The 24,002-nt window shown below is 43.3% G+C and carries 18 protein-coding genes; 6 read left to right on the top strand and 12 right to left on the bottom strand.

The features are described 5' to 3' along the window. Window positions 1–99: 99 nt before the first annotated feature. Complete coding sequence (locus tag FN961_RS20260) at window positions 100–1,182, bottom strand: sugar MFS transporter (protein ID WP_229814750.1); 1,083 nt, start codon at window positions 1,180–1,182, stop codon at window positions 100–102. 272 nt (window positions 1,183–1,454) lie between these two features. On the opposite strand from FN961_RS20260, the gene FN961_RS20255 reads away from it, so the two are divergent. Genes FN961_RS20255 through FN961_RS20245 form a run of 3 tightly spaced genes read left to right on the top strand, consistent with a single transcriptional unit; the run spans window position 1,455 to window position 5,198 of the window. Continuing rightward, window positions 1,455–2,795, top strand: a complete 1,341-nt coding sequence (locus tag FN961_RS20255) for a GH1 family beta-glucosidase (protein WP_144041986.1) — start codon at window positions 1,455–1,457, stop codon at window positions 2,793–2,795. A gap of 21 nt (window positions 2,796–2,816) precedes the next feature. Further along, on the top strand, window positions 2,817–4,145 hold the full coding sequence (locus FN961_RS20250; protein WP_144041990.1) for a glycoside-pentoside-hexuronide (GPH):cation symporter: 1,329 nt from the start codon (window positions 2,817–2,819) through the stop codon (window positions 4,143–4,145). 51 nt (window positions 4,146–4,196) lie between these two features. After that, a complete protein-coding gene (locus FN961_RS20245; protein WP_144041985.1) occupies window positions 4,197–5,198 on the top strand; it encodes a LacI family DNA-binding transcriptional regulator in 1,002 nt (333 codons plus the stop codon). Between the two features lie 730 nt (window positions 5,199–5,928). On the opposite strand, the gene FN961_RS20240 is transcribed toward FN961_RS20245, so the two are convergent. The 8 genes from FN961_RS20240 to FN961_RS20205 all read right to left on the bottom strand — a co-directional run bounded on the left by FN961_RS20240 (window position 5,929) and on the right by FN961_RS20205 (window position 14,836). Then, on the bottom strand, window positions 5,929–7,215 hold the full coding sequence (locus FN961_RS20240) for an NAD(P)/FAD-dependent oxidoreductase (RefSeq protein ID WP_144041984.1): 1,287 nt from the start codon (window positions 7,213–7,215) through the stop codon (window positions 5,929–5,931). Window positions 7,216–7,342: 127 nt separating this feature from the next. Continuing rightward, window positions 7,343–8,170: an ABC transporter permease subunit gene (locus FN961_RS20235; protein WP_144041983.1), complete on the bottom strand. Its 828-nt coding sequence runs from the start codon at window positions 8,168–8,170 to the stop codon at window positions 7,343–7,345. Continuing rightward, the gene (locus tag FN961_RS20230) at window positions 8,167–9,072 is read right to left on the bottom strand and encodes an ABC transporter permease subunit (RefSeq protein ID WP_144041982.1); all 906 of its coding nucleotides are present in this window, start codon (window positions 9,070–9,072) and stop codon (window positions 8,167–8,169) included. Before FN961_RS20230 ends, FN961_RS20235 begins: the two co-directional genes overlap by 4 nt. An 11-nt stretch (window positions 9,073–9,083) precedes the next feature. Continuing rightward, the gene (gene potA / locus FN961_RS20225; RefSeq protein ID WP_144041981.1) at window positions 9,084–10,220 is read right to left on the bottom strand and encodes a polyamine ABC transporter ATP-binding protein; all 1,137 of its coding nucleotides are present in this window, start codon (window positions 10,218–10,220) and stop codon (window positions 9,084–9,086) included. A gap of 106 nt (window positions 10,221–10,326) precedes the next feature. Then, window positions 10,327–11,427 carry a polyamine ABC transporter substrate-binding protein gene (locus FN961_RS20220; RefSeq protein WP_144041980.1) on the bottom strand — a complete coding sequence of 367 codons (1,101 nt, stop codon included), beginning with the start codon at window positions 11,425–11,427 and terminating at the stop codon, window positions 10,327–10,329. 163 nt (window positions 11,428–11,590) lie between these two features. Continuing rightward, on the bottom strand, window positions 11,591–12,940 hold the full coding sequence (locus FN961_RS20215; protein ID WP_144041979.1) for a glutamine synthetase family protein: 1,350 nt from the start codon (window positions 12,938–12,940) through the stop codon (window positions 11,591–11,593). Between the two features lies 1 nt (window position 12,941). Next, window positions 12,942–13,703, bottom strand: a complete 762-nt coding sequence (locus FN961_RS20210) for a gamma-glutamyl-gamma-aminobutyrate hydrolase family protein (RefSeq protein ID WP_144041978.1) — start codon at window positions 13,701–13,703, stop codon at window positions 12,942–12,944. Between the two features lie 584 nt (window positions 13,704–14,287). Continuing rightward, window positions 14,288–14,836 (bottom strand): cupin domain-containing protein, encoded by a 549-nt coding sequence (locus tag FN961_RS20205; RefSeq protein ID WP_144041977.1) that lies wholly within the window; start codon window positions 14,834–14,836, stop codon window positions 14,288–14,290. Between the two features lie 252 nt (window positions 14,837–15,088). Between FN961_RS20205 and FN961_RS20200 the strand changes: the two genes are divergently transcribed. After that, on the top strand, window positions 15,089–16,396 hold the full coding sequence (locus FN961_RS20200; protein ID WP_144041989.1) for an NAD(P)/FAD-dependent oxidoreductase: 1,308 nt from the start codon (window positions 15,089–15,091) through the stop codon (window positions 16,394–16,396). A 275-nt stretch (window positions 16,397–16,671) separates the two neighbouring features. Here the strand turns inward: FN961_RS20200 and FN961_RS20195 are convergent, their stop codons facing one another. Next, the gene (locus tag FN961_RS20195) at window positions 16,672–18,204 is read right to left on the bottom strand and encodes an SNIPE associated domain-containing protein (RefSeq protein WP_144041976.1); all 1,533 of its coding nucleotides are present in this window, start codon (window positions 18,202–18,204) and stop codon (window positions 16,672–16,674) included. Window positions 18,205–18,868: 664 nt separating this feature from the next. Then, window positions 18,869–20,458 (bottom strand): hypothetical protein, encoded by a 1,590-nt coding sequence (locus FN961_RS20190; protein WP_144041975.1) that lies wholly within the window; start codon window positions 20,456–20,458, stop codon window positions 18,869–18,871. Window positions 20,459–20,894: 436 nt separating this feature from the next. Between FN961_RS20190 and FN961_RS20185 the strand changes: the two genes are divergently transcribed. Next, a complete protein-coding gene (locus FN961_RS20185; protein ID WP_144041974.1) occupies window positions 20,895–21,467 on the top strand; it encodes a hypothetical protein in 573 nt (190 codons plus the stop codon). Between the two features lie 7 nt (window positions 21,468–21,474). Then, the gene (locus FN961_RS20180; RefSeq protein ID WP_144041973.1) at window positions 21,475–22,281 is read left to right on the top strand and encodes a hypothetical protein; all 807 of its coding nucleotides are present in this window, start codon (window positions 21,475–21,477) and stop codon (window positions 22,279–22,281) included. Window positions 22,282–22,435: 154 nt separating this feature from the next. Here the strand turns inward: FN961_RS20180 and FN961_RS20175 are convergent, their stop codons facing one another. Further along, window positions 22,436–23,776 carry a hypothetical protein gene (locus FN961_RS20175; protein ID WP_144041972.1) on the bottom strand — a complete coding sequence of 447 codons (1,341 nt, stop codon included), beginning with the start codon at window positions 23,774–23,776 and terminating at the stop codon, window positions 22,436–22,438. Between the last annotated feature and the right edge of the window lie 226 nt (window positions 23,777–24,002).

Here is a 24,002-nt window from a genome sequence, read left to right as displayed (position 1 = left end):
AAAACCAAATTTCGTTACATTGTCTGGCTCGCTACTTTATTCAGAGCCATAGGGTCATCTGGTGATACAGATGGTTCACTCAAAGCGGTGAACAGCGCTTCATACGACTTCACGTCGCACGAACATAATCGAGTTGCATAAACCCACTAACAGTAGTGCCCACATGGCTAAGCTGCCACTACTGAAAATCACCAACACCACGAGAATACATGCGCATATCGCATTGAATGCCAGTACCTTGCCCGCTTTAATTTTCTGCATCACAGCAGCACCAAAAAATCGACCCAGCATAGCCCCGCCAAAATAATAGGCGATGTAATGCGCAGCATCAGCGTGACTCAGCCCAGCTATATCTTCCTGACCTAAAAAGCTGATCAGAAAACTGCCGATTGATACTTCAGCGCCCACATACACAAAAATCCCCACCGCACCGAGTACTAAGTGTGGGTAATGCCATGCGCTACGAGAACCAGACTGATGAAGCTCGGATGTTGCCGCGCTTTTAATGCCGAGCAAGGGAAGCTTTAACCATAAAAACAGCACCGCGATTAAGCACAATGTGCCAGCCAGAATAAGATAAGGGACTTGAACCGTGCTCGCTTGATGCACTGCATCGTTGAGCACTTCTGATGTTGCCTCACCCTGCTTTGATGTAGATAGAATTAACCAGCTGCCAAAAAATGGCGCGACTGTGGTGCCTAATGAGTTAAATGCCTGAGTTAAAGTTAAACGAGATGAAGCCGTCTTAGCAGGACCAAGTACACTCACATAGGGATTAGCCGCCACTTGCAGTATGGTGATCCCAGACGCCAACACGAAAAAGGCGACTAAAAACATCCAATATGATGCAAGGCTGGCTGATGGATAAAAAAGTAAACAGCCTAAACACGCAATGGCAAGTCCCGTCACAATGCCTTTCTGGTAACCGATTTTACCCACGAGATGACCCGCAGGGATCGAAACAATAAAGTAAGCACCAAAAAAACAAAATTGCACCAACATCGCTTGGGTGTAATTAAGATCAAACATGTTTTTCAAATAGGGAATGAGAATATCATTGAGACAAGTGATAAACCCCCACATGAAAAACAGTGACGTTAACGCCACTAATGCAAACCGAAAATCACCTCGCTGATGTACGCTCTCAGATGATTGTTCATTCAAAGTTGTTGTACTGGTCATGCTCTACTCCACCACTATCTAGTTCGTATTAATTTATTAGTAAGCCATCATTCCCTGACAAATTGAGCCGGACAATAAATTATCCTAATCAAAAAATTGACCTTTCCTAGAGAAGTCATTAGTCTCAATGTAAGCGCTTTCATTGTTAACATTACGATAACCAAAGTCAACACGTTTTGCTAATAACGATTAACAATCGCATACTTTATACAAAAATAACAGACTCTACACTTGAAGTGATAAATTAAAACGAAAAATAAGTGATTGATTATATGAAACTATCTTTACCAAAACATTCAAAACTCAACAACAGCGAATTCACTTACGGTGTGGCAACTGCTTCATTTCAAATAGAAGGAAGTGCTAATTTGCAGCTCCCGAGTATTTGGGACACCTTCTGTGCAACACAGGGCAAAATCCGTGATGCCTCGGATGGCAAAGTCGCCTGTGACCATTTTAGGCTTTGGCAAGAAGATATAGAGTTGATTAAATCACTCAAGGTGGATGCCTATCGACTGTCTATCTCGTGGGGACGAGTGATAAATCAAGATGGCAGCATCAATGCCGAAGGAATAGATTTTTATATTCAGCTACTTGATGCACTCAAACAGAGCAAAATTAAAGCCTTTGTCACACTCTACCATTGGGATTTACCACAATTTATTGAAGATAATGGCGGTTGGTTAAACCGACAAACGGCCTACCTTTTTCAGGATTATGCCGACAAAGTCAGTCTAATTTTTGGTGATAGAGTGTATTCATACGCCACGCTTAATGAGCCATTTTGCAGCTCATATTTAGGCTATGAAACAGGCGTTCATGCCCCGGGACTAAAACAAAAATCCTACGGTAGACAGTCTGCGCATCATCTCTTGCTCGCCCATGGACTTGCTATGCAAGTACTGCAAAAAAATGCCCCGAACAGTCTAAATGGTATCGTACTAAACTTTACCCCTTGCTATCCTTTAACTGACTCTGCAGCAGATAAAGCAGCGGCATCATTTGCCGATGAGTACTTTAATCAATGGTATATCAAACCGCTACTTGAGGGGCGTTACCCTGATGCGATTAACAGCTTGAGAGACGAAGACAAGCCTATCGTTCTCAAGGGGGATTTCGATATCCTGCTTCAACCACTGGATTATTTAGGGGTTAACTTTTACACCCGTAATGTTTACCAGCACTGCCCCGAACAAGGTTTTGAAACGCTCCCAGTACAGGATGTTCCCAAGACTGACATAGGCTGGGAAATATACCCTCAAGCATTCACTGATTTACTTATTTCACTCAACCAACAATACCAATTGCCTCCCATTTACATTACCGAGAATGGCGCCGCTATGGCCGATAAGCTCATAGATGGAGCCGTAAATGACATCAATCGGATCCAATATTATCAGGGTCATCTTGAAGCATTAGATCAAGCAATCGAGGCTGGTGTGAATATTCAGGGTTATTTCGCATGGAGTTTAATGGACAACTTTGAATGGGCTGAAGGCTATTTGAAGCGTTTCGGACTGGTCTATGTGGATTACGACACTCAAGTTCGTACGATTAAAGCCAGTGGATTAGCTTATCGAGACTTCATTTCAGCTCGTCATACGAGTAATTAAAAATATCAATAAGGGTTTATGATGATCAGTGTTAAAGAGAAAGTTGCCTATGGGTTAGGCGACACCGCCAGTAATATCGTGTTTCAGACAGTGATGTTGTTTTTAACTTTTTTCTACACTGATATTTTTGGTATCCCTCCCGCTTTTGTCGGCACCATGTTCTTGGCTGTGCGTCTTATCGATGCCATTACTGACCCTTTAATGGGCGCCCTAACCGATAGAACCCAAACACGATATGGCAAATTTAGGCCCTACCTACTTTGGTTTGCCCTCCCCTTTGGTATTTTTAGTGTATTGGCCTTTACCACACCTGATCTTTCCGAACAGGGAAAAATGATTTACGCCTTCGTGACCTATACCGCTTTGATGATGGTTTATACCGCCATTAACATCCCCTATTGTGCATTAGGCGCCGTACTCACCACCGATCCTAAAGAGCGAGTCTCAATACAATCTTATCGTTTTGTGTTTGCGATGTTAGGCGGACTATTAGTGTCTGGATTAACCCTGCCGTTGGTTGAGTTTCTTGGGCAAGGCGATCAAGCAAAAGGCTACCAACTCACCATTACCGCGATGAGCATCTTAGGCGTAGCGATGTTTTTAATCTGTTTTTGGAATACCAAAGAGAGATTGAACCCCACACGTCCCCATAACTCCAGCTTCAAACAAGACTTAGGTTACCTGATGCAGAATGACCAATGGCGGGTGTTGTCCCTTGCTGCGGTATTTCTGTTAACAGGTTTGGTACTTAAATCTAGCCTTGCCATTTACTACGTAAAGTACTTTCTGAAAATGCCTGATATGATCACTCTCTTTATCACGTTAGGCATGGTAGGCAATATTTTTGGCTGCATGTTGGCACAACCGTTAGCCAAACGAGTCTGTAAAGTAAACGCCTATATCGCGCTGCAACTTATCTCAGCCGCCTTGTGTTTAGCCGCGTACTTTGTTCCCAGTGACCAAGTCATACTAGCCTTCACTATGTATGTTCTTTGGGGATTTACCATCAATATGGCCACCCCACTATTATGGGCAAAAATGGCCGATACCGTTGACTACGGGGAATATAAGCAGGGAGTGCGGATCACCGGAGTCATCTACTCCTCTATCATATTCTTCATAAAACTAGGGGTTGCTGTCGGTGGCGCTGCGGCGGGTTGGTTACTCTCAGGCTATGGATACCAAGCCGATGCGGTTCAGACACCAGAAACCCTTGATGGCATTTTATTGTCTTTTACCGTTTTACCTGCAATGTGCTCCATTTTAGTCGCCATCGTTATGCGTAAATATACTCTTAATAATCAGATGGTTGACAAGATTCACCTCGAATTAAATAGAATAGAAAAATAAAAGCATGTTAACCTGCTAAAACAGGCTTTAATCAGGGTAAAAAAGGAAAAAATGGCCACCATATATGATGTCTCTATATTGGCAGGAGTTTCCCTAGCGACAGTTTCTAGGGTGATGAATAAGAACACCAATGTCAGTGAAAAGACAAAGAAAAAAGTACAAGACGCCATGGAACAGCTGGGTTATCGCCCTAGCTCCATCGCCCAATCACTTGCTTCTAACTGTTCAAACAGTATTGGTGTTTTAGTCTCTCAACTTAATGGGCCTTTCTACGGGGCCATGATGACAGAGATTGAATCAGCCCTACGTAATGCAAACAAGCATGTGATTATCGCAGCTGGCCACAGTGATGAAGATCAGGAGAGGGAGGCGGTAGAGTTTCTGCTTGATAGAGGCTGTGATGCACTTATCTTAGATGTTGAAGCGCTATCGGATGATTACCTCATTGCCCTCAGTCAAAAGCGCACGCCTATCGTATTGATTAATCGATATATCAGTGAAATAGCAGACAGGTGCATCCATCTCAATAATGTCTTGGGCGGTTACCTTGCCACAAAACATGTGCTATCCCACGGGCATACAAAGTTAGCGTATATTGCAGGACCACTGCTTAAACCCGACGCCAGAGAACGCTTAGAAGGCCATAAAAAAGCCTTAGCGGAACATGATGTCAACTTTGATGACACGCTTTTTTATGAAGGTAATTTCTTTGAGCCAAGCGGCAGTGATGCCATGGAATATTTGCTTAAACAGGATACACATTTTACCTGTGTTATTTGTGCTAATGACCAGATGGCCTCAGGCGCTATTTCTGTCAGTCTTGAGCACCATGTGATGGTGCCAGAGCAGCTTTCATTTATCGGCTATGACAACTTTCCGTTTCCTAAATATATCTCACCTAAACTTTCGACGGTCAGTAACCCCATTCAAGAGATGGGCAAAATGGCCGCGCTTTGGGTATTAAAAAATGTCTACAAGAAGCCTGATATCAACATTGTGAACACTTTTACCCCTCAATTAATTCTGCGGGATTCTGTAAAAAATAATCAGTAATCGTTAAGCCAATTCACATCTGATTGTCACCTTTATGTTGACTGTGAGTAAAAATTACCTTAACTTAAATGTAAGCGCTTACAAGTCAGGTTTGATAAAACAAGACTTAGTAAGAAGATAAGAAGAGTTGATAAAAACAAAATACGCAGAACAACAAGGTTAAAAAACATCAATATTCCGTTTAGGCGCACGTTACACCATACAAATTGAGTTCTGCTAGAGGTCTTGAGGTATTTATTTGTTACCTCATTTTTATGTTACAGGAAATAGGGTCTGTTCTTTTCGGCGCTAATGACATATTTACATCACAAGGAAGTGATAAATTTTCTCTCTAATTTTTTAACTGTTCCCTCCCCACATCAGCACGATTTATTCTCGTTACTACTAGAATTTAATAACAAGAATAAACCGATGAATTTAACCACCTCAACTCAATATCGAAGTGGTTATACCAATTCCATTAATAATGTGATCTTTCAGCGGGAGTTCAAAGCCCTGTAGGCAAGACGGAGGCTTGAAGCTAATAGTTATTCTATATCAAAAGCCTCTAACGTAGCATAAAGGGCTTTGAAACCCGCACTACGTGAGCCTCTCAGGCATTCCACTTCTGCTTTACATTAACTTAAAAGGGAATAACCATTTCTTCATCAATGTGCCTTGAATTGAAAAGCCTGAGCGGCTCTGAATTGATCACTCATTTAATGGAACTGGTATTAAATGAATGAAAATATTAGATCCCAAGTTTATCCCGCATAGTGTAATACCAAGCACCGATGGCACTGAAAGGTATCTTAAACATATGCCCACCAGGGAAAGGATAATGTGGCAAACCAGCAAACAGATCGAATCGAGTCGCCTGACCATTTATCGCTTCAGCTAATATCTTGCCAGCCAGATGCGTGTAGGTCACACCATGACCACTACAGCCTTGAGAGTAGTATATGTTATCGCCGATACGCCCTACCTGAGGCAAACGAGACAGCGTCAGCAAAAAGTTACCCGTCCACGTAAAATCTATCTTCACATCCTTAAGCTGAGGAAAGGTGGCTAACATCTTTGGGCGAATAATCGCTTCAATGTCGGCAGGATTCCGAGCGCCGTAAACCACGCCGCCGCCATAGATAAGGCGCTTGTCGCCGGACAACCTAAAGTAGTCCAGCAGGTAGTTACAATCCTCAACACAGTAGTCCTGCGGCAGTAAACTGTTGGCTAATTCGTCACTCAATGGCTCAGTTGTGAGAACTTGAGTACCACAGGGCATAGACTTAGCTTGCAGCTCCGGCATCAAGCCATTGAGATAGGCATTGCCCGCGACCACCACAAATTTAGCCTTCACCGACCCTTTTGCGGTATGGATAACCGGATTATCTCCTTGTTCGACGCGAATAACCGCCGAGTCTTCATAGATCACCCCGCCCATGGACTCAACCGCAGCCGCTTCCCCCAAGGCCAGATTCAGCGGATGAATGTGACCACCGCTTTTATCTAATAAACCACCAATGTATTGCTCAGAGCCCACAACAGAGCGGATCCCTTTAGCGTCCAGCAGCTCAAGGTGGCCCATGTGACCATGCTTTTCCCACAGGATTTTTTGCGCTTCAAGATGCCCCATCTGTTTAGGGTTTAACGCTGCAAACACGCCACCATCTTTTAAGTCGCATTGTATGTTGTGCTTATTAATTAATTCTTTAATGATGCGAGAACCTTCGAATGCCATCTCACCAAATAGCTTGCCTTTCTCTTTGCCGACGGTTTTTTCAATCGAATCTATATCACGACTAAAACTGTTAACGATCTGCCCGCCGTTACGTCCTGAAGCGCCCCACCCGATACGTGCTGCCTCCAGTATTGTCACGCTAAAGCCCAGCTCTAGCAGGTGCAGTGCAGTGGATAGGCCAGTGTAACCAGCACCGATAATACACACGTCCGATTCGATATTATCGACGAGTTGAGCCCGCTCTACTTTGTCATTAGCCGATGCCGCATAATAGGAATCTGCATGAGGTATGCTTGTCATAACCTTTACCTACTTTCATTGTGTTTGTTGGCCCCCACACTAAGTACATTGCCTAGTATGGGGATTGAAAAAGAAGCACTCAGCCACCATCGCTTAATGCACCTTCTTATTTTTAAATATCAAAACCTTACATCGCCGGCACTAAACTCTTTTTATCACTGCGCCTTGCAAAATACCATGAAATAAAGGCTATCAAGGAGACCGTCAGAATGATCAGTGTCGCCAAGGCATTTATCTTAGGTGAAACGCCCATTCGTACAGAGGAGAACACCACCATAGGCAAGGTTGTCGCCCCAGGGCCTGAAGCGAAGCTTGCGATCACCAGATCGTCTAGCGATAAGCTAAATGAGAGTAACCAACCCGCCAGCAGTGAAGGGGTGATCATCGGCACTGTGATGTAGAAAAATGTCTTTAGTGGAGTTGCGCCTAAATCTTGCGCCGCCTCCTCAATTGATCTATCGAGTTCACGCAGCCTAGCCGACACCACCACGGCAACATATGCCGAACAGAAGGTCGAATGGGCTATCCACACCGTTAACATGCCACGCTCAGCAGGCCAACCAAACAGATCGGCCATATGAACGAACAGCAAGAGTAATGAAAGACCTGTAATGACTTCTGGCATGACCAAAGGTGCGGTGATCATATTCGAGAGCGTCATTTTGCCCCATGAGCGCTTAAATCGTGTCATCACGAATGCCGCCATCGTGCCCAATATCACCGCCATGGTTGATGCAAAAAAAGCGACCCGTAAGCTGGTCCATACTGCATCTAAAATCTGTTGATCTCGGAACAGTTCACCGTACCATTTAGGTGAGAAACCGCCCCAAACCGTCACCAGTTTCGACTCGTTAAAGGAGTAGAACACTAAGATGAACATCGGCACATAGAGGAAAAACATCCCCGCCCAGAGCATGATGGTAGAAAAGCTCATTTTCGTTAATCTGTTACTCATGCGTCTTTCTCCATACTTCTAGATTGGTAGCGATGGAACAGGGTAATTGGAATAATCAACAAACCTAGCATCACAATTGCGAGCGCAGATGCCACTGGCCAATCTCGATTATTAAAGAACTCTTGCCACAAGACTTTACCTATCATCAGAGAATCGGGTCCACCAAGCAGTTCAGGAATAACAAACTCTCCCACTACCGGAATAAACACCAACATAGAGCCTGCGATAACCCCACCTTTAGACAGAGGTAACGTGACCTTCCAAAAGGTATTGAGCGAACGAGAGCCCAGATCCGATGCAGCCTCAAGCAGACTCACATCCAGCTGTGATAAGGTTGCATATAGCGGCAAAATCATAAAAGGAAGGTAGGTATAGATAATGCCGATATAGACGGCAAAATTGGTATTGAGCATCTGAATAGGCTCAGAGATCACCCCCAGCCACATCAAGACATTGTTGATCACACCATTGTTACTCAAGATCCCCATCCAGGCATACACTCGGATCAGAAACGACGTCCATGAGGGCAACATCACCAACAAAATCAGTAAAGTTTGCTTCTCCTTCGGCGCTCTGGCAATGGCATATGCCATCGGGTATCCAATCAACAGGCAACCAATGGTGGTAATACACGCCATCTTCAATGAGCCAAGATAAGCATATAGATACAGCGAGTCGTCGAAAACAAGCAGGTAGTTGCCTAAATTCAACAGAATATTCAGCGATTCATCGGCATAGCTGACTAAGGAATCATAAGGGGGAATGGAGATGGCAGCGGTTGATAGACTGATTTTTAAAACAATAACAAATGGCAGTACGAAGAAGAGTAGTAGCCAGAAATAGGGAACGCCTATGGTCCAGCATTGCCCTTTGGGCAGTTTAAACGTTAATGGCTTTTTCATAACATGCCCTCCTATGATCTGAGGACCACTCCACTGGTGGCCTCCCAACTGATGAAGACCTTATCTTCCCACGTGGGAGGATCTGAACGTCTATCACTGTTGGTCATCACCGATTGGATAACTTGACCATTGGTTAGGCGAATATAGTAAACAGAAATCCCGCCTAAATAGGCGATATCTTCAACCACACCTTGGCACCAGTTGTACTCACCTTCTGGCTGTTCACGAGTAATACGGGCTTTTTCAGGTCTCACTGCCAGCCACACTGTTTTATCTTCTACATTGGTTGACACACCATGTCCGATATAGAATTGCTGATCCAGATTCGGCGCTTTAATAATCGCATGGTCGGCTTTGTCGACGACAATTTCACCCTCAAACAAGTTTACCGAACCAATAAACTCCGCCACCATTCGTGATGAAGGACTCTCATAGATGTCCATCGGAGAACCCGTTTGCGCTATCCAGCCCTCATTCATAATCGAGATACGCTCAGCCATGGTCATGGCTTCCTCTTGATCATGGGTCACCATGACACACGTCACTCCAACGGCTTCGAGTATATCCACCACCTCAAGTTGCATTTGAGTTCTTAACTTTTTATCCAATGCGCCCATCGGCTCATCGAGCAATAAGAGTTTTGGACGTTTCGCCAACGATCTCGCCAACGCCACACGTTGACGCTGACCACCAGATAACTGAGCAGGTTTACGCTTAGCGTACTCCTCCATATGCACCAGCTTAAGCATCTCGTTAACACGGGTGGTAATTTCATCTTTAGGTAACTTATCTTGCTTCAATCCAAAGGCGATATTCTGCTCCACTGACATATGGGGAAACAGCGCATAGGATTGAAACATCATGTTAATCGGTCGCTCGTGTGGCGGCATATCGGTAATGTCGACGCCGTCGAGATAGATGCGGCCTTCAGAGGGCTTATCAAAACCTGCCAACATACGCAGCAAGGTGGATTTTCCAGAACCGGAACCTCCTAACAGGGCAAATATTTCCCCTTGATGTATGTTCAAAGACACATCGTCTACCGCACGAACTTCATCAAATAACTTACTCACCCGCTCTATCTTAAGCAGGACTTTTTTCTGCGTCTTTGTTGTCGGTTTATTCGGGACGCTTAAGGTGCTAGCCATAATACTTCTCCACTAAAGGTGCCTTATCTTTAAGGCATCTTCGGCATTTAATACAGATCAGGTAAAAGGTCGAACAGGGGCAAGAGGTCTTGCCCCACTTAAGCGGTTAGTAACCTGACTTAACTTTGGTCCAAACACGTGTCATGGCGCGTTGAGCTTTCATCGGGCGTACTTCTGCAACATAGAGTCGCTCAAGTACTTCTGCCGTAGGGTAGATGGAGGGATCATTGAGGATCTCTTTATCAACAAGAGGTTCTGCTGCGGTATTCGGGTTAGCGTAAGCAACGTAATCCGTAATAGGCGCTATCACTTCTGGACGCAGAATGTAGTTAATAAAGGTGTGAGCATTGCCAACATTCGCCGCATCGGCAGGGATTGCCAACATGTCGAACCAAAGGTTAGCGCCCTCTTTTGGAATCGAATAACTAATTACCTGACCATTACCCGCTTCTTCGGCGCGCGCAGCAGCTTGGAATACATCGCCTGAGTATCCAAATGCAACACAGACATCGCCATTGGCAAGATCAGTGATATAACGTGATGAGTGGAAGTAGGTCACGAAGGGACGTACCTTATCCAGTACTTCACCGGCTTTTTTATAATCATCTTTCTTATTGCTGTTTGGATCGAGTCCGAGATAAACCAGCGCCATAGGCAGCATCTCATCGGCAGAGTCGAGCATGGTCAAGCCACACTTAGACAGTTTTTCAGCATATTTGGGGTTAAACAATAACTCCAGCGAATCGGTAGGCGCATCTTCACCCAATATCTCTTTTACCTTGCCTTCGTTGTAACCAATGCCAGTTGTACCCCATAAATAAGGCACAGAATATTCATTCCCCGGATCGGCAGCTTCGAGCTGTTTCATCAACTCAGCTTTCAAGTTCTTATGATTGGTTAACTTAGCCACATCCAGCTTTTGAAAGGCACCCGCCTTAATCTGCTTAGCCAGAAAATTATTCGAGGGTACAACTAAGTCATAACCTGAACGACCCGACAACAACTTAGCCTCAACCACTTCATTACTATCAAATACATCGTAAACAACACGAATACCGGTCTCTTTTTCAAAATTTGCTAAAGTGTCTTCGGCAATATAATCAGACCAGTTATAAACTCTAACCACCTCTTCAGCCATTACATTCGTGCTCGCCAATACTCCGGCACCAATTAAAGCTAACGTAGTTATTTTTTTTAAAAGCTTCATGCTATCTCCTAAATTTAGCGTAGCAACAGTCAAAAACTGTTGTCAGTCATTGTTATCCGGTCAAGCCGGTTTTATACCAATGCTACACCTGTAAAACCGCATCGATAGTTCACACAGTCAATCTTTGCCTGGCTGGACGATACCTAACCAGGCAACTAAATCGTTATACTGTTAGCAGTAGGAACTGACGCTCCCATGAGCTAATCACTCGCTTATAACTGGCCAAGTCAGCCTGTTTTACAGCGATGTAACCTTTGGTAAAGGCTTCACCCAAGTACTCATTACAAGCGGAACTTTCAGCCATCACAGCTAAAGCTTCCTCAAGTGTCAGCGGTAAGCTAATACTTTGACGTGTCTCGTTCGCTCTGCCTTTCACTTCTGTTGATGGTTTAACATCATCGACCATGCCGATATACCCAGCCAACAGACTGGCCGCTATCGCTAAATAGCTGTTGGAATCAGCACCGGCGATACGGTTTTCAATGCGGAGGTTTTGTGGCGAAGACTCTGGAATTCGAAGTCCACAAGTGCGGTTCTCTTCGCCCCATTCGAGATTAATGGGTGCTGATGTTCCCGGCAGAAAACGTCTGAATGAATTTACATTGGGGGCTAATAGAGGAAGGAATTCAGGGATGTATTTTTGCAGACCACCAATAAAACTGAAAAACAGCGGACTCTTAGTGCCATCTTCCTGTGAGAAAATACTCTTACCTGTTTTAGTATTAACAATGCTCTGGTGCAGATGCATGGCACTGCCCGGCTCATCAGCCACAGGCTTAGCCATAAAGGTGGCACAGATATCATGCTTAAGCGCCGCTTCACGTAAGGTACGTTTAAACACAAACACCTGATCAGCCAGTGATAACGCATCGCCATGGCTGAAGTTAATCTCCATCTGGGCCGTGCCCTCTTCATGGATCAAGGTATCAATATCGAGTCCCTGAATTTCGCACCAATCGTACATATCTTCAAAAAGCGGATCATATTCATTGGCGGCATCAATAGAGAAAGATTGACGGCCTGACTCTTGACGTCCGCTGCGACCAACTGGTGGGATCAGCGCCTGATCTGGATCTGCATTTCTGCGGGTCAGATAAAACTCCATCTCTGGTGCAACAACGGGCTTCCAATCTTTCTCTTCATAAAGCTTAAGCACTTTTTTCAACACATTACGTGGTGAAAGCTCAATAGGATTACCCATCTTGTCGAACGTGTCGTGAATGACTTGGGCTGTCGCTTCGATGGTCCACGGCAACATAAACACGGCATTCTCATCGGGTACACAGATGAAATCGATATCAGCCTCGTCCAGTAGCTCATCGTAGGGCTCATCTTCAACATAATCACCGGTAACGGTTTGCAGCAGCACACTCTCGGGCATTCTCATGCCTTTCTCGTCGATAAACTTGCCAACAGGGGCAATTTTGCCACGGGCGATACCAGTCATGTCACTGATCACACACTCAACTTCGGTAATTTTATGCTCTTTTAAATAAGCAGTTAACTTCTTCATTTTATCTCACTCGGTTTCTTGCACGACGTACGCAGGCATCACTGAATAACTTAAAAATGGAGGTATAAAAAGGGTTATCAAGCACCCTCCATTCTGGATGCCACTGCACGCCTAATGCGAAATTTTTAGCATTGTTAATAGAGAAAGCCTCTACTAAACCATCTGACGCGAAAGCTTCTGGTCGTAACCCTACACCCAGGCGGTCAACGCCTTGAGTATGCACAGAGTTCACCTCTGCGGAGCTACGACCCCACGCCTCGTGGAGCAAGCCTCCAGGTTCTATCTGTACCTCATGGGAGATCCCATATTGCACTTCTACAGGCTTAGTTTTATCTTCTCTATGTTCAATATAACCATCCAATTCATGTAGTTTTTGGTGCAAAGTGCCACCATAAACCACATTCATCTCTTGAAAACCGCGGCAGATAGCCAACACAGGCACACCTGCATCAATGGCCGCTTTGAGTAAAGGGAGTGTGGTCGCATCTCGCTTAGGATCATGGTCTGTCCCCGCTGCACTGGGTTGGCCCTGAAAATGATGTGGTTCGATATTGGATGGCGAACCAGTAAATAACACGCCGTCGAGTCGAGGGAGAATAGACTCTGCTGGACAATGTCCAAGTGAAGGTATCACCAATGGCCAAGCTTTTGTCGCATCGGCAATGGCTAATAGATACTTTTCACCTACGACATTAAAAGGATGTAAGCCTAATTCTTGATTGCACGACGTCACCCCAATGACAGCAAGTCCTTCATCCGACATAAATCACCTTTCTCGTTATAATTTCGTTTTTATTATGTTTATAAGAGCTGTTTTATCGAAACAAGCCTTAACAGGTTGTTCACTTTATCAAACACTACACTGAAAAAAGCATACAGGCAAGCGCATAAATGAATACTATTTATAATCATGTTCGAATATAAATAAAGTTATTTTAAAACATATAGATATGATGGATTTCGAGGTTTTACGAGACAATTCACTGATAATTAAGAGCACTATTTATGGCGTATATCGAATTAAATTTAGCCTGATTAAGTTCATAACAAAACCGTTATTATGCACAATATTATTTACATAGATTGCATATAAAAAGCACAACAGAAGATACTTAAACAGTTGTTAGCACTAGATTATTTATAACATCTAGTATGAATAACCAACGACTTTACTATTTGAGACATATTGAAAGGGAACAAGCGAAGAAAAAACAAACACAAAAGCGAGGCTTCTTATCTAAAAAATCGTTAATAAAAGTAAAAAAACAGGAAAATTGACAACAACGACCATAAAAAAGGGCAAACTGCTGTTGCCCTTATCTTCACTCAATCTCGCTCATGACGAGATCAGAAATTGGCGGGAGTCGTGGCACTTACGATTCGGCAATCTGTATCGAAAGGATTTCTGAATCGATGGGGACTTTCACTATTAAAATAATAGCTATCTCCCGCTTCAAGAATAAACACCTCTTCGCCAACAGTGAGTTCTAACTTACCATTAATCACCATGGCAGCCTCCTCACCTTCATGCTTCAGCATCTCTTCTCCAGTGTCAGAACCTGGAGGATAAACTTCGCTCATCACTGACATCGCTCTGTTGGGATAATCTTTACCCACCAGCTTATAATCTAAATTGCCATCGCCGATATCAAGCAGCTCGTCACTGCGATAGACCACTTTCGGCTCACTTGCCGCTGTATCTTCCATAGAGAAGAAGTCGACTAAAGATAAAGGCAGTCCGGATAACACTTTCTTCAACGAACTGACCGATGGGCTCACACTATTCTTTTCAATCATAGAGATAGTGCTATTGGTGACGCCAGCTCTTTTAGCAAGCTCGCGCTGGGATAACCCCTTCATTTTGCGGATAGTCTTGAGACTAGCTCCAATATCCAAATGTATCTCTCCCTATCAAAACACGTTACCAAGTTAAAATTTATCAACATTTGTATCAAAAACACTCAGTTTATTCTTCATACTAATTTGTATCTAACAAAAAAGCATGTTAAATATAATCAACACCCGTGAATTATATAGGACTAAGAGAAAATGTACACCTTACTTAGTCCAAAAAAGTCTCAAAATACAAACTTATATAACTAAAACTAATCACGAAAGCGAATAACAATAATAATGTCTGGAGAGATGATGTCCGCCAAAAACCCAGTTCACAGCGATCAATACCCCTCATCCTACTATTTCAGTACAGCCAAAGAGCTACACGAACACCCACAACTGCAAGAACAGATCAGTGCTGATGTCTGCATCATTGGTGGCGGTTTCAGCGGCATCAATACCGCTATCGAGCTGGCACAAAAAGGTTTTTCCGTTGTCCTGCTGGAAGCTAAACGCATTGGTTGGGGTGCATCAGGCAGAAATGGCGGCGAGCTCATTCGAGGCATTGGCCACAATGTTGCTCAATTCAAAAGCATCATCGGCACAGAGGGTGTTGAAGCCATCAATCAAATGGGATACGAGGCGGTCAACATCGTCAGGCAACGCGTTGCAGAACATAATATCGATTGTAATCTGCAGATGGGTTATTGCGACTTAGCCATTAAACCTCGCCACATGACTGAGTTACAAGAAGACTATGATGAGCTGTTATCTCAGGGCAGAGGCGAAGGTTTCAGCTTGCTACAGAAACAAGATATACAACAGGTCATTGGCTCAGATTGCTACCAAGGAGCGCTGGTTGATATGAACAGTGGTCACCTGCACCCGCTAAACTTGGCGCTCGGAGAAGCAAAGGTTGCCAAGGCACTTGGGGTGAGAATGTTTGAATACAGCGCCGCAGAAAAGATAGTCAAAGGCGATAAACCTTTGGTCATCACCGCCAAAGGCCGAGTTAATGCCCAATACGTGGTAATGGCGGGCAACGCCTATATCGGTCATGAACTCAACAGCTATGTTGGCGGCAAAGTGTTACCCGCTGGCAGCTATCTGCTCGCCACTGAGCCACTCACCGATGAGCAGTGCAAAGACATCATCCCACAAAACATGGCCTTCGCTGATTTACGCATCGATCTCGACTACTTTCATCTGTCAGAAGATAACCGCCTACTCTTCGGTGGGCTTTGTACCTACTCAGGCAAAGATCCTAAAGATATCGAAGCTGCGCTGCGTCCTAACTTAGAGAAAGTGTTCCCACAATTGAAAGGCGTTAAAATCGATTTTGAATGGGGCGGCATGATTGGCATCGGCGCCAACCGTCTACCTCAGATAGGCCGTCTACCGGATTGCCCTAATATCCTCTACGCTCAGGCGTACGCAGGTCACGGGGTCAACGCCACCCACATGGCCGCCAAGTTAATCGCCGAAGCGCTGACCGCTCAAGCTGAACGATTCGACATCTTCGACAGAGTACAACACATGACCTTCCCCGGTGGACCAGTGTTTCGGTCACCCATGTTAGCAGCAGGGATGATTTATCATCGAATGAAGGATCTTTTTTAACTTGTCAGATAACAAGTTTGAAGTATCTTTTGGGTTGCGTTCATTTTACGGTTTTGGTACTTGGCTGGTTTGCTGAATACCAAGGCTTCGCTTTAATCTATAGCCTGCGGCTCACTGAACGTGTAATCACTTCTGTAACACGCCGCAAGCACAGTCCCTGTGGGCTCTGCCGTGACATCCCTGTCACGGAAGGTCACAGCCGCGTTCACACCTGAGTGTTTATCTCTTCGATTAGAGTTTTTCTTTAGGGTAATTCAGAAGATTAATACTTTAAACTAATCTAATGCATCTGCAAATTCCGGTATTGAATTGGACTTCAAAATTGAATCTCCCTCCAGATTTCCTTCCCTGAATAATTGCAAATTTCGTATAGCCTGTGTTTCGTAATAATCTTGAGCTACTGCTGTTTCAATAAATTCAACTGAAGCGTCAGTTAATTCGTGAACTGCTTGTTTGATCTCAGCTAAAGATACATTGAAAAACTCTTTCCTACGATTGACCATATTTAATCGTCGGCTGTCGAATTGACGGTGCAAGCTTTTCTCTAAGGTTGGCGCATCATCTGTATGTATCATGGCATGAACATCAAAAATAAATGGCACAGAAGCATCACCTAGTTCTTTCACCCGTTCTGTAGGTTCCAAGCGACGTGTCATACCTATCTTGTAGACTTCTTCACCGAATGATCCGATATTTGAAATAACGTAGACGTGCCCTCGCTTTGTTTGCTCAGCCATTGACTGAGCTCTTTGGTGCTTCATCTCAGCTTCACTTAAATCAGATTGCAATTGAGCAATTTGGGCTTCTAGTCCAAATTTCATTTCATCAGACGCTTTCTCTAGCTCTTTTCTAGCTAAATCAATCGCACTCTTGTACCGCTTCTCCTCTTTGATAGCATCAGCTTCAGCTTTCTTAATTTCAGCTTCTACCTTCGCCTCTTCACGCATTTGCATTTTAATCTCTGCTTGCTCTTCCTTTTCATGCTGCTTTTTTTCATGGTATTCATAAGTCAGCTGTAACTCTTTAAGTTTCTCTTCTAAATACTGAAAAGTTATTATGATGGAATTAGTCTCATTCAGCTTATTAATTGCATCAAATGCTTTCTTTATACGCTCTTGCATCTTGTTTACATTTTTCCAAGTACAATTTGCAATTGCAGAATCACACTCATTATTAAATGCTCTCGCGGTCAACTTAATGCCTTTATTAGTCATCTTACGACCTTCAGCTTTAGACCCTGAGACAGTCCATTCTGTTGAACAATAGATAGCCCCATTCGAGTCTTTCTCTCTAAGAAAGGCTTTCTGTCTGTCTTTACAGCTACGGATTTCTTCCTTGAATGTCTCTGAAGAATCGAAATCAAACTTAGGTTCGTAAAAGCCTAGCTCGATTAACTCAATATCTTCACTGAAAATCGCGATTTGCTTCGTAAGGGAGTCGTACGTGTTCTTATTACTTTTATAGTCAATTCGCAGATTTTTGATTTGGTCTTCGATTAACTGTTTCTCACAGTTGGATTTTTCCTTTTTAGCCTCTAATTCATCAAGTTTAAGTTGAGATTCCAATTCAATTTTTGTTTTATCTTCAATGAGTTCATTTTTAGCTTTTACACATTCATATTCAATATCAATAATCTCAGAGTATTTATCTTCGTATTCTTTAATTTTTACAGATAACTCAACAAGCTGAAGTTCTACTTCTGATAGGTTCTTACTTAATTTTGAAGATTTTCGAATTGCCAGTAAGGTAGCTGTAATAAAGACTGCTACAACACTAAGCAGTATGTAAGTAATTAATATATAGTTCATTTCTCATCCTAATTAACAGTGCTAGCCATCTTTAATGGCTAACTGATTACTTATTTTCAGGAAATTCACTTTATAAAAAGAGACAGAGATTAGGGAGCACAAACTTGGTCGATTAACTGACTGCTACGCACTGATTTGGTTTACAACTTCATCCCTTAATGGCGGGTACAATACCTTAGTTTCCGTATGGCATTCAATATACAGTACCTATTCATTTGAAATATATAGCTTTGTATCAACTCGTATCAATACAATGTGACGATTGGAGACAGCTTGATAGACTAAGGTCGTGAATTGTTTTTGATCGCTGTGTAAATATATAAAGTCTGTTGACTCATACGGGAGAACTATCACCTACGGCCAGCAAGTACGATAGCTCCCCGTTGGAAGTTGCCGGAATGAGTAGCAGGAAATAGCGTGAGGCTCACATGGATGTGAGACTAGGTTTCGGGGGGCTTGGATGCCCCATCGAAATCGTTAGGTATTTTCAATAACTCATGTAGGAGTACAACTTCGCTGGGGCGTTATGGAGGATGCAAGGAGGATAAGGACGAGCAGTCCTCCTTGCCCGGGTGTGGGTGGGAAACCCACGACGTTAGTTGTTAGACGCAGTCTAACAATAAGGCTAGGAAACGGGGGTTCTCACCCCCTCCCCAATTTGATGTTAGCGATTACGACGAAGTTCTTTATCCACTATTCGCTTTTTAGCTTCAATCGATTGATTGTTTTGCCACTGCATCCATTGCTTAAGTGCGATGGATGATTGCAGTGAATAATCAAGGGAGATCCACTCTTTACGACCGCTGGAATAAGCAGGGACGCCTTCGCCCATGATATTGACTTCACCTTTAGCGGTTTTAGCCATTGTGTTGAACGGGACGCCAGCTTCCACGTTGGCGAAATAAAGGGAGTCTAACGCTGCAAAGCTCACATCATTACTTACTGCTGCCGTATCACCAGCGCGGTCCATTCCGATCATGGGATTCTTCAATATAGGCGCAACACACTCTTGAGTTTGTTTTGCTGAATAGTCAGTTGCTGATGAAAATTGCGAGATCATTGGCGGCGTGACGAGATACTGGTCGGGTACCGAAGCTGTTCCGTGACAAGACATACATGAGGAGTTGGCATTATCAGCAGGGCCATTGAGTCGCTGGTTACAGCCTAAATGCCCCAATTGACGCATGACTCCTTCACCACTGACACGGTTTAATCCATCAACAGTCTCCCAATCAATGACAGCGTCTTCGAAGCCATTTTGTCTTGGATTAACAGGGTAGTTATAAGCTAGCTGACCTTCAGGCGGTGTGTCGTTACCCCACATAAGCCCTAATAAACTGACACGCTTCCACGGTTCTTTCTCTGTCGCTTTTTGCTGACCATCGGCGACAAACGTACCATAGACCCATTTTGTACCTTCAGCACGACTGTCTTTGATAGCAATATCAAATTGCAATAACTTCACCTCCTGCCATTTGGCATAACTACGTTTGCACTGCTTACTCTCTTCGACCAAGGTGCATTCGTGGTTTTTACCTTTTGCAGAAGTACAATTACAATAAGCCGGATCTGAAATGTTGGCATTCCAGCTGGGCATATTTGCTAGTACGGGCAACTGTTCAACTGTAGAGGTATTGAATAGAGGCTTGGCGATCACCGCACCTTCATCAAAGGAAATATCGCTTGTGGGGATCTTAGCTTCACCGCTTGCAGACCACATTGTGCCGAGTGTGTATGCGGCGGTGGCATTGTAGATCCCCACCGCCCACATGGTCGAGCTGTCGGTACCTGTTCCATTATTCACAGAGAAAGTCACTGGAGCTTCGCGGGTTAAACCATGGGTAAATTCACGACCACTCATTGCATCATAAGTTTGGAATGGTATGTGGTACCAAGGACGAACGGGATTACGGCAAACCCCAAAGTCCAATTGCTCAGGTTGATTAATGTTGCCAGCCAAAACATATTCAAACACAAGCCAAGCATATTCATCAGCTAAGGCTTTTTTGATCGCTTGGCTAGTATTGCTTTTAAATAGCGCATCGAATTTCTTATCGCGCCATTTTTGATACCTAGCATCATCTACAGGTTGCCTAGGATAACGATCAGATAGTTGAAACACGGGGTCGGTCCAAGCAACACTCGGTGCATTGCTGACTGTTTGACCGGCCCACATTTCGCTGAATTTGGGTTGTACATCTTGCCAGTAACTCGGGTAAGTGCCACTGCAGGTATTTTCTACTTTCGTATTCACACCCTGCTCTTCCGCTGTGACTCCCCACGAGAGGTAACTAAGACCCACCAGACCTATACTCACGATTAGTTTATTGATAACGACGCTCCTTCCATTGACACACCGTATAAAGCTTCAGGCTCACGGCATGGCGTTAACATGTAAGAATAAGCGTAGTATCTAAATAAAAAGACAGGTATTACACCCGATTACAGAATGGTCATGAATAATTAGAGCAACTAATATAGAGCACTAAATTTATATACGCACATAGCCTTCCAGATAATGAATAACGGTTTCATTATTCTCATTTCCATTATTCCCCCTTTATGCGTTATCTTAGAGAATTAAAGCAAAAAACAACAAACTGTTAACGCAGAATCCTATCATTCCCCTTTGCGAGTAATGTTTAATAGGGAAGGTAGACGTATCTACGAGTCAATAAAATGGAGTTTATATGCCTGTATATGAGGGGCTTTCTAATAAGGCCAGAGCATGGATTTTATTAGGAGCGGCTTTAATTGTTATTGCTAACTTAGGTTTGGTTTGGTACGAAACCGACAAAGCTCTTAATCAACTGCCCATTTCATCAGAAGATATCAATGTGATAAAAAGTGTCAGTGATGGGCCACTGCATTCCACTATACAATCAAATAACCAAAAGCTAAGAGTTCATGCCATCAATATTACATTGATAATGAAAGGCATTATTAACAAACAATCAATTATCATAGTCTGCATAGGTTCAGCATTCTCTTTTATCGCGATTGGCTTTGCACTGTTTTTAATTGGTGCAGATGGCGCTTTTAAATTAAACGCGACCCATGGAGAAGCGAAAGTGGTGATGTCGGCAACAGCACCTGGATTAGCCTGTTTTTTATTTGCAGCAATACTCATTTCTATTGCTGCCACTCGAGAATTTAAACTGGAACCGGGCCACATCACAATGCTAGAGCAAGAAGCCCCTCAAATAAATGTTATAAGCAGCGACGATAAAAATGATAACCCTTATGATCTTCCAAAGCCGTAGGTTAAAAATGAATAAACTCATACTTCTCATCATCCTTAACACATTATCATTTCACGCTTTATCGGCGAATGCCCCTTATCCGGTCAGTGAACTAAAGCGACATTCTGATCTTGGCTCACTCAATGACCTCATCACTGACATAGAGAATAAAAATGATAGTGCTGATCGCGTACTGATTGAACGAGTAACACTTACCGTCGATTTAGTCGAAGCAGGTTTAGATACCGGTGGGTTATACCTGTCTGCTCTTGCGACAACATCATTGCCAACTCTTAATCGTTTAAATAGCGATGATTGGCCTGAGCTCCCCCACTATCAAGTTAGCTCTTTAAAGTTCAGAATTAATAACCTTGTCGACACACACAAGTCCGGTTCAACAATTTCAACTAATGCCAGAAATAATATCATCTGTAACCGCTTTAAAGGCGTCGCGAGCAGTTACTGCGACCCCGATGGAAAATATGCATTAATCGCGACCACAATTAACGGTGGCAGCGGAAGCCAAGAACGTAGGATTGATCTATTTTTGAGAAATGCAGATTTCGGTCAATATAGGAATAATGAAGAACTGTTTGCTGCGATTGCCAATGCTGGCATTCCACGATTAGATATCCAGAAGTTTGATGATAAGTTTACGATTGACGTGAATAACAGTGAGCTACTGCGTGTATTCAATGACAACGCTGAAGTGTTAAAAACCAATCCCCAATTCTTTGTCGAGGAGCAGTTATTAAAAATTGAACAACCAACAACACACCAATTAAAGATATACCAAGATATTAAACAACAGCTTGATACATCGATGAGAAAGTAATGTTGATAGAAAGCTCTTCACTCAATATCCAGCTATAGAACTCTCTATTAATCGTGTATCCATTTGCTATAGATAGTCGATTTATTTATAGCTTTTATATGAGAAAGGCGGCGATAAACGCCGCCTTTCAGCCATTAACCTGCTAAGGCAATACTTACTCTGTTGTGCTGTTTTGCTTTAACACACTACGCGGTGTAGCGAAGTTGCTAGCTTCAGAGTGAGTGTCTGCTTTATTACAGCCTGTTTTATCGTATTCATTATCACAATCCCAGCCCATGGCCATCTCCACCATAAAGGCTCCCCAATTCCCCGCTAATGTCATTGCACCGAGCATATCTTCATAACTGAAGGCATCTTTGGGGTCTTTACCATCATCCACAGAGCCAAAGACATTGGTCTGGAAGTACAAGGGTGGGCCCATCTCAAGCAGCACATCGTAAATATTATTACCCGTGGCGACTTCATCGTCTCTTAGGCTATTGTTGCCCAACACACAACGGTCTCCCAACTCATCACGACAATAATTGAAGATATCTCGAGTCTTTCCAAGTACTGTTGTAGCGTCACCAGCATCAATTTTACCGCGACTTTTACCCTCATTATCGGCAGCATCATTTGCGGCTTTTTCAGTCAGGTAATATTTTTGGTAAAGGTGACTACCAAAAATACTTGGCGTACGCTTCCAAGTATTATTGTGAATATCCACCTGCTTTTCTAAACAGGCATAATCCTTAGGATTGGTGTAGACATCACTCCCTAAGACGGACGAGTCCGTCATCGTAGCAATATTCACCTGACGAGGGTTTTTCCCATCTCCATTGCGGATCTCGTTACCGTCAGCATCTTTCTTACGCCCAGTACGATTCCACATGATTTCAGCATGAGTTGTCATGCACATAGAGGCGGCGACCATGCCGATTAATTCGTTATCGTCATACTTGATGGCTAAACCTCTCATGAGTGACAAGTATGAATCTTGATATGCCTTGTTCCAAAATACAGGTAGTTGATACTTTTGACTGTCTGCAAAACTTTTAAAATACCAGTCGATAGTGCCACTCTTGCTCTTAACCCACTGAGGGGCATCTACACCAGCACGGATCCTCAGCAATACCTTAAATTTATCAACATTAGCTGGCCTTGAACTATTTAGCGTCTTAGCAGCTGCTAGTGCTTGTTCAATGAGTGTAAAATTGAACTTACTTTCAAGGTAAGCATTTTTCTGTTGTGAATTCGGCTTACTATTATACTTTTTAAGACTGAATCGTCCGGTCTGCAGGTCTTTCCAAAGTATCTGGCAATAGCCACCGTCTATATTCGTTCCTCTTGCAGGATCGCAATAACTGATACCTGAAGGCCCCTTGCCCCGCATAATAGCTCCTGAAGGAGGGGTTTTCACTTCATCCATTGCAGACACTGTTGGGACACTTAAAAATGATCCCGTTAAGGCTAATAACGTGCATCCTAAGCCTCTGAATAATTGTTTTACTTTCATAGAAATCCTCTATTTATTTTTATTTGACTCCTTTATCCAACAGCAGGTATTTCCATCTACCAATTTAAATAATCACATTAATACTACAAATGATATTAAACCATAAATTTAACATTAACGGAAATGTGCCATCAAGCTTAAGAAAATATAGGGTTTTATCTTAGGGAAAGGTGATCGAGATGCTCTTGATAATGATGATGAAGTTAGCTGGGTTTCTAGGGAAATA

Origin of the sequence: Shewanella hanedai, from assembly GCF_007197645.1 — a bacterium.
In the GTDB taxonomy this organism is placed as follows: domain Bacteria; phylum Pseudomonadota; class Gammaproteobacteria; order Enterobacterales; family Shewanellaceae; genus Shewanella; species Shewanella hanedai.
This window is presented reverse-complemented; position numbering and strand designations above follow the sequence as displayed.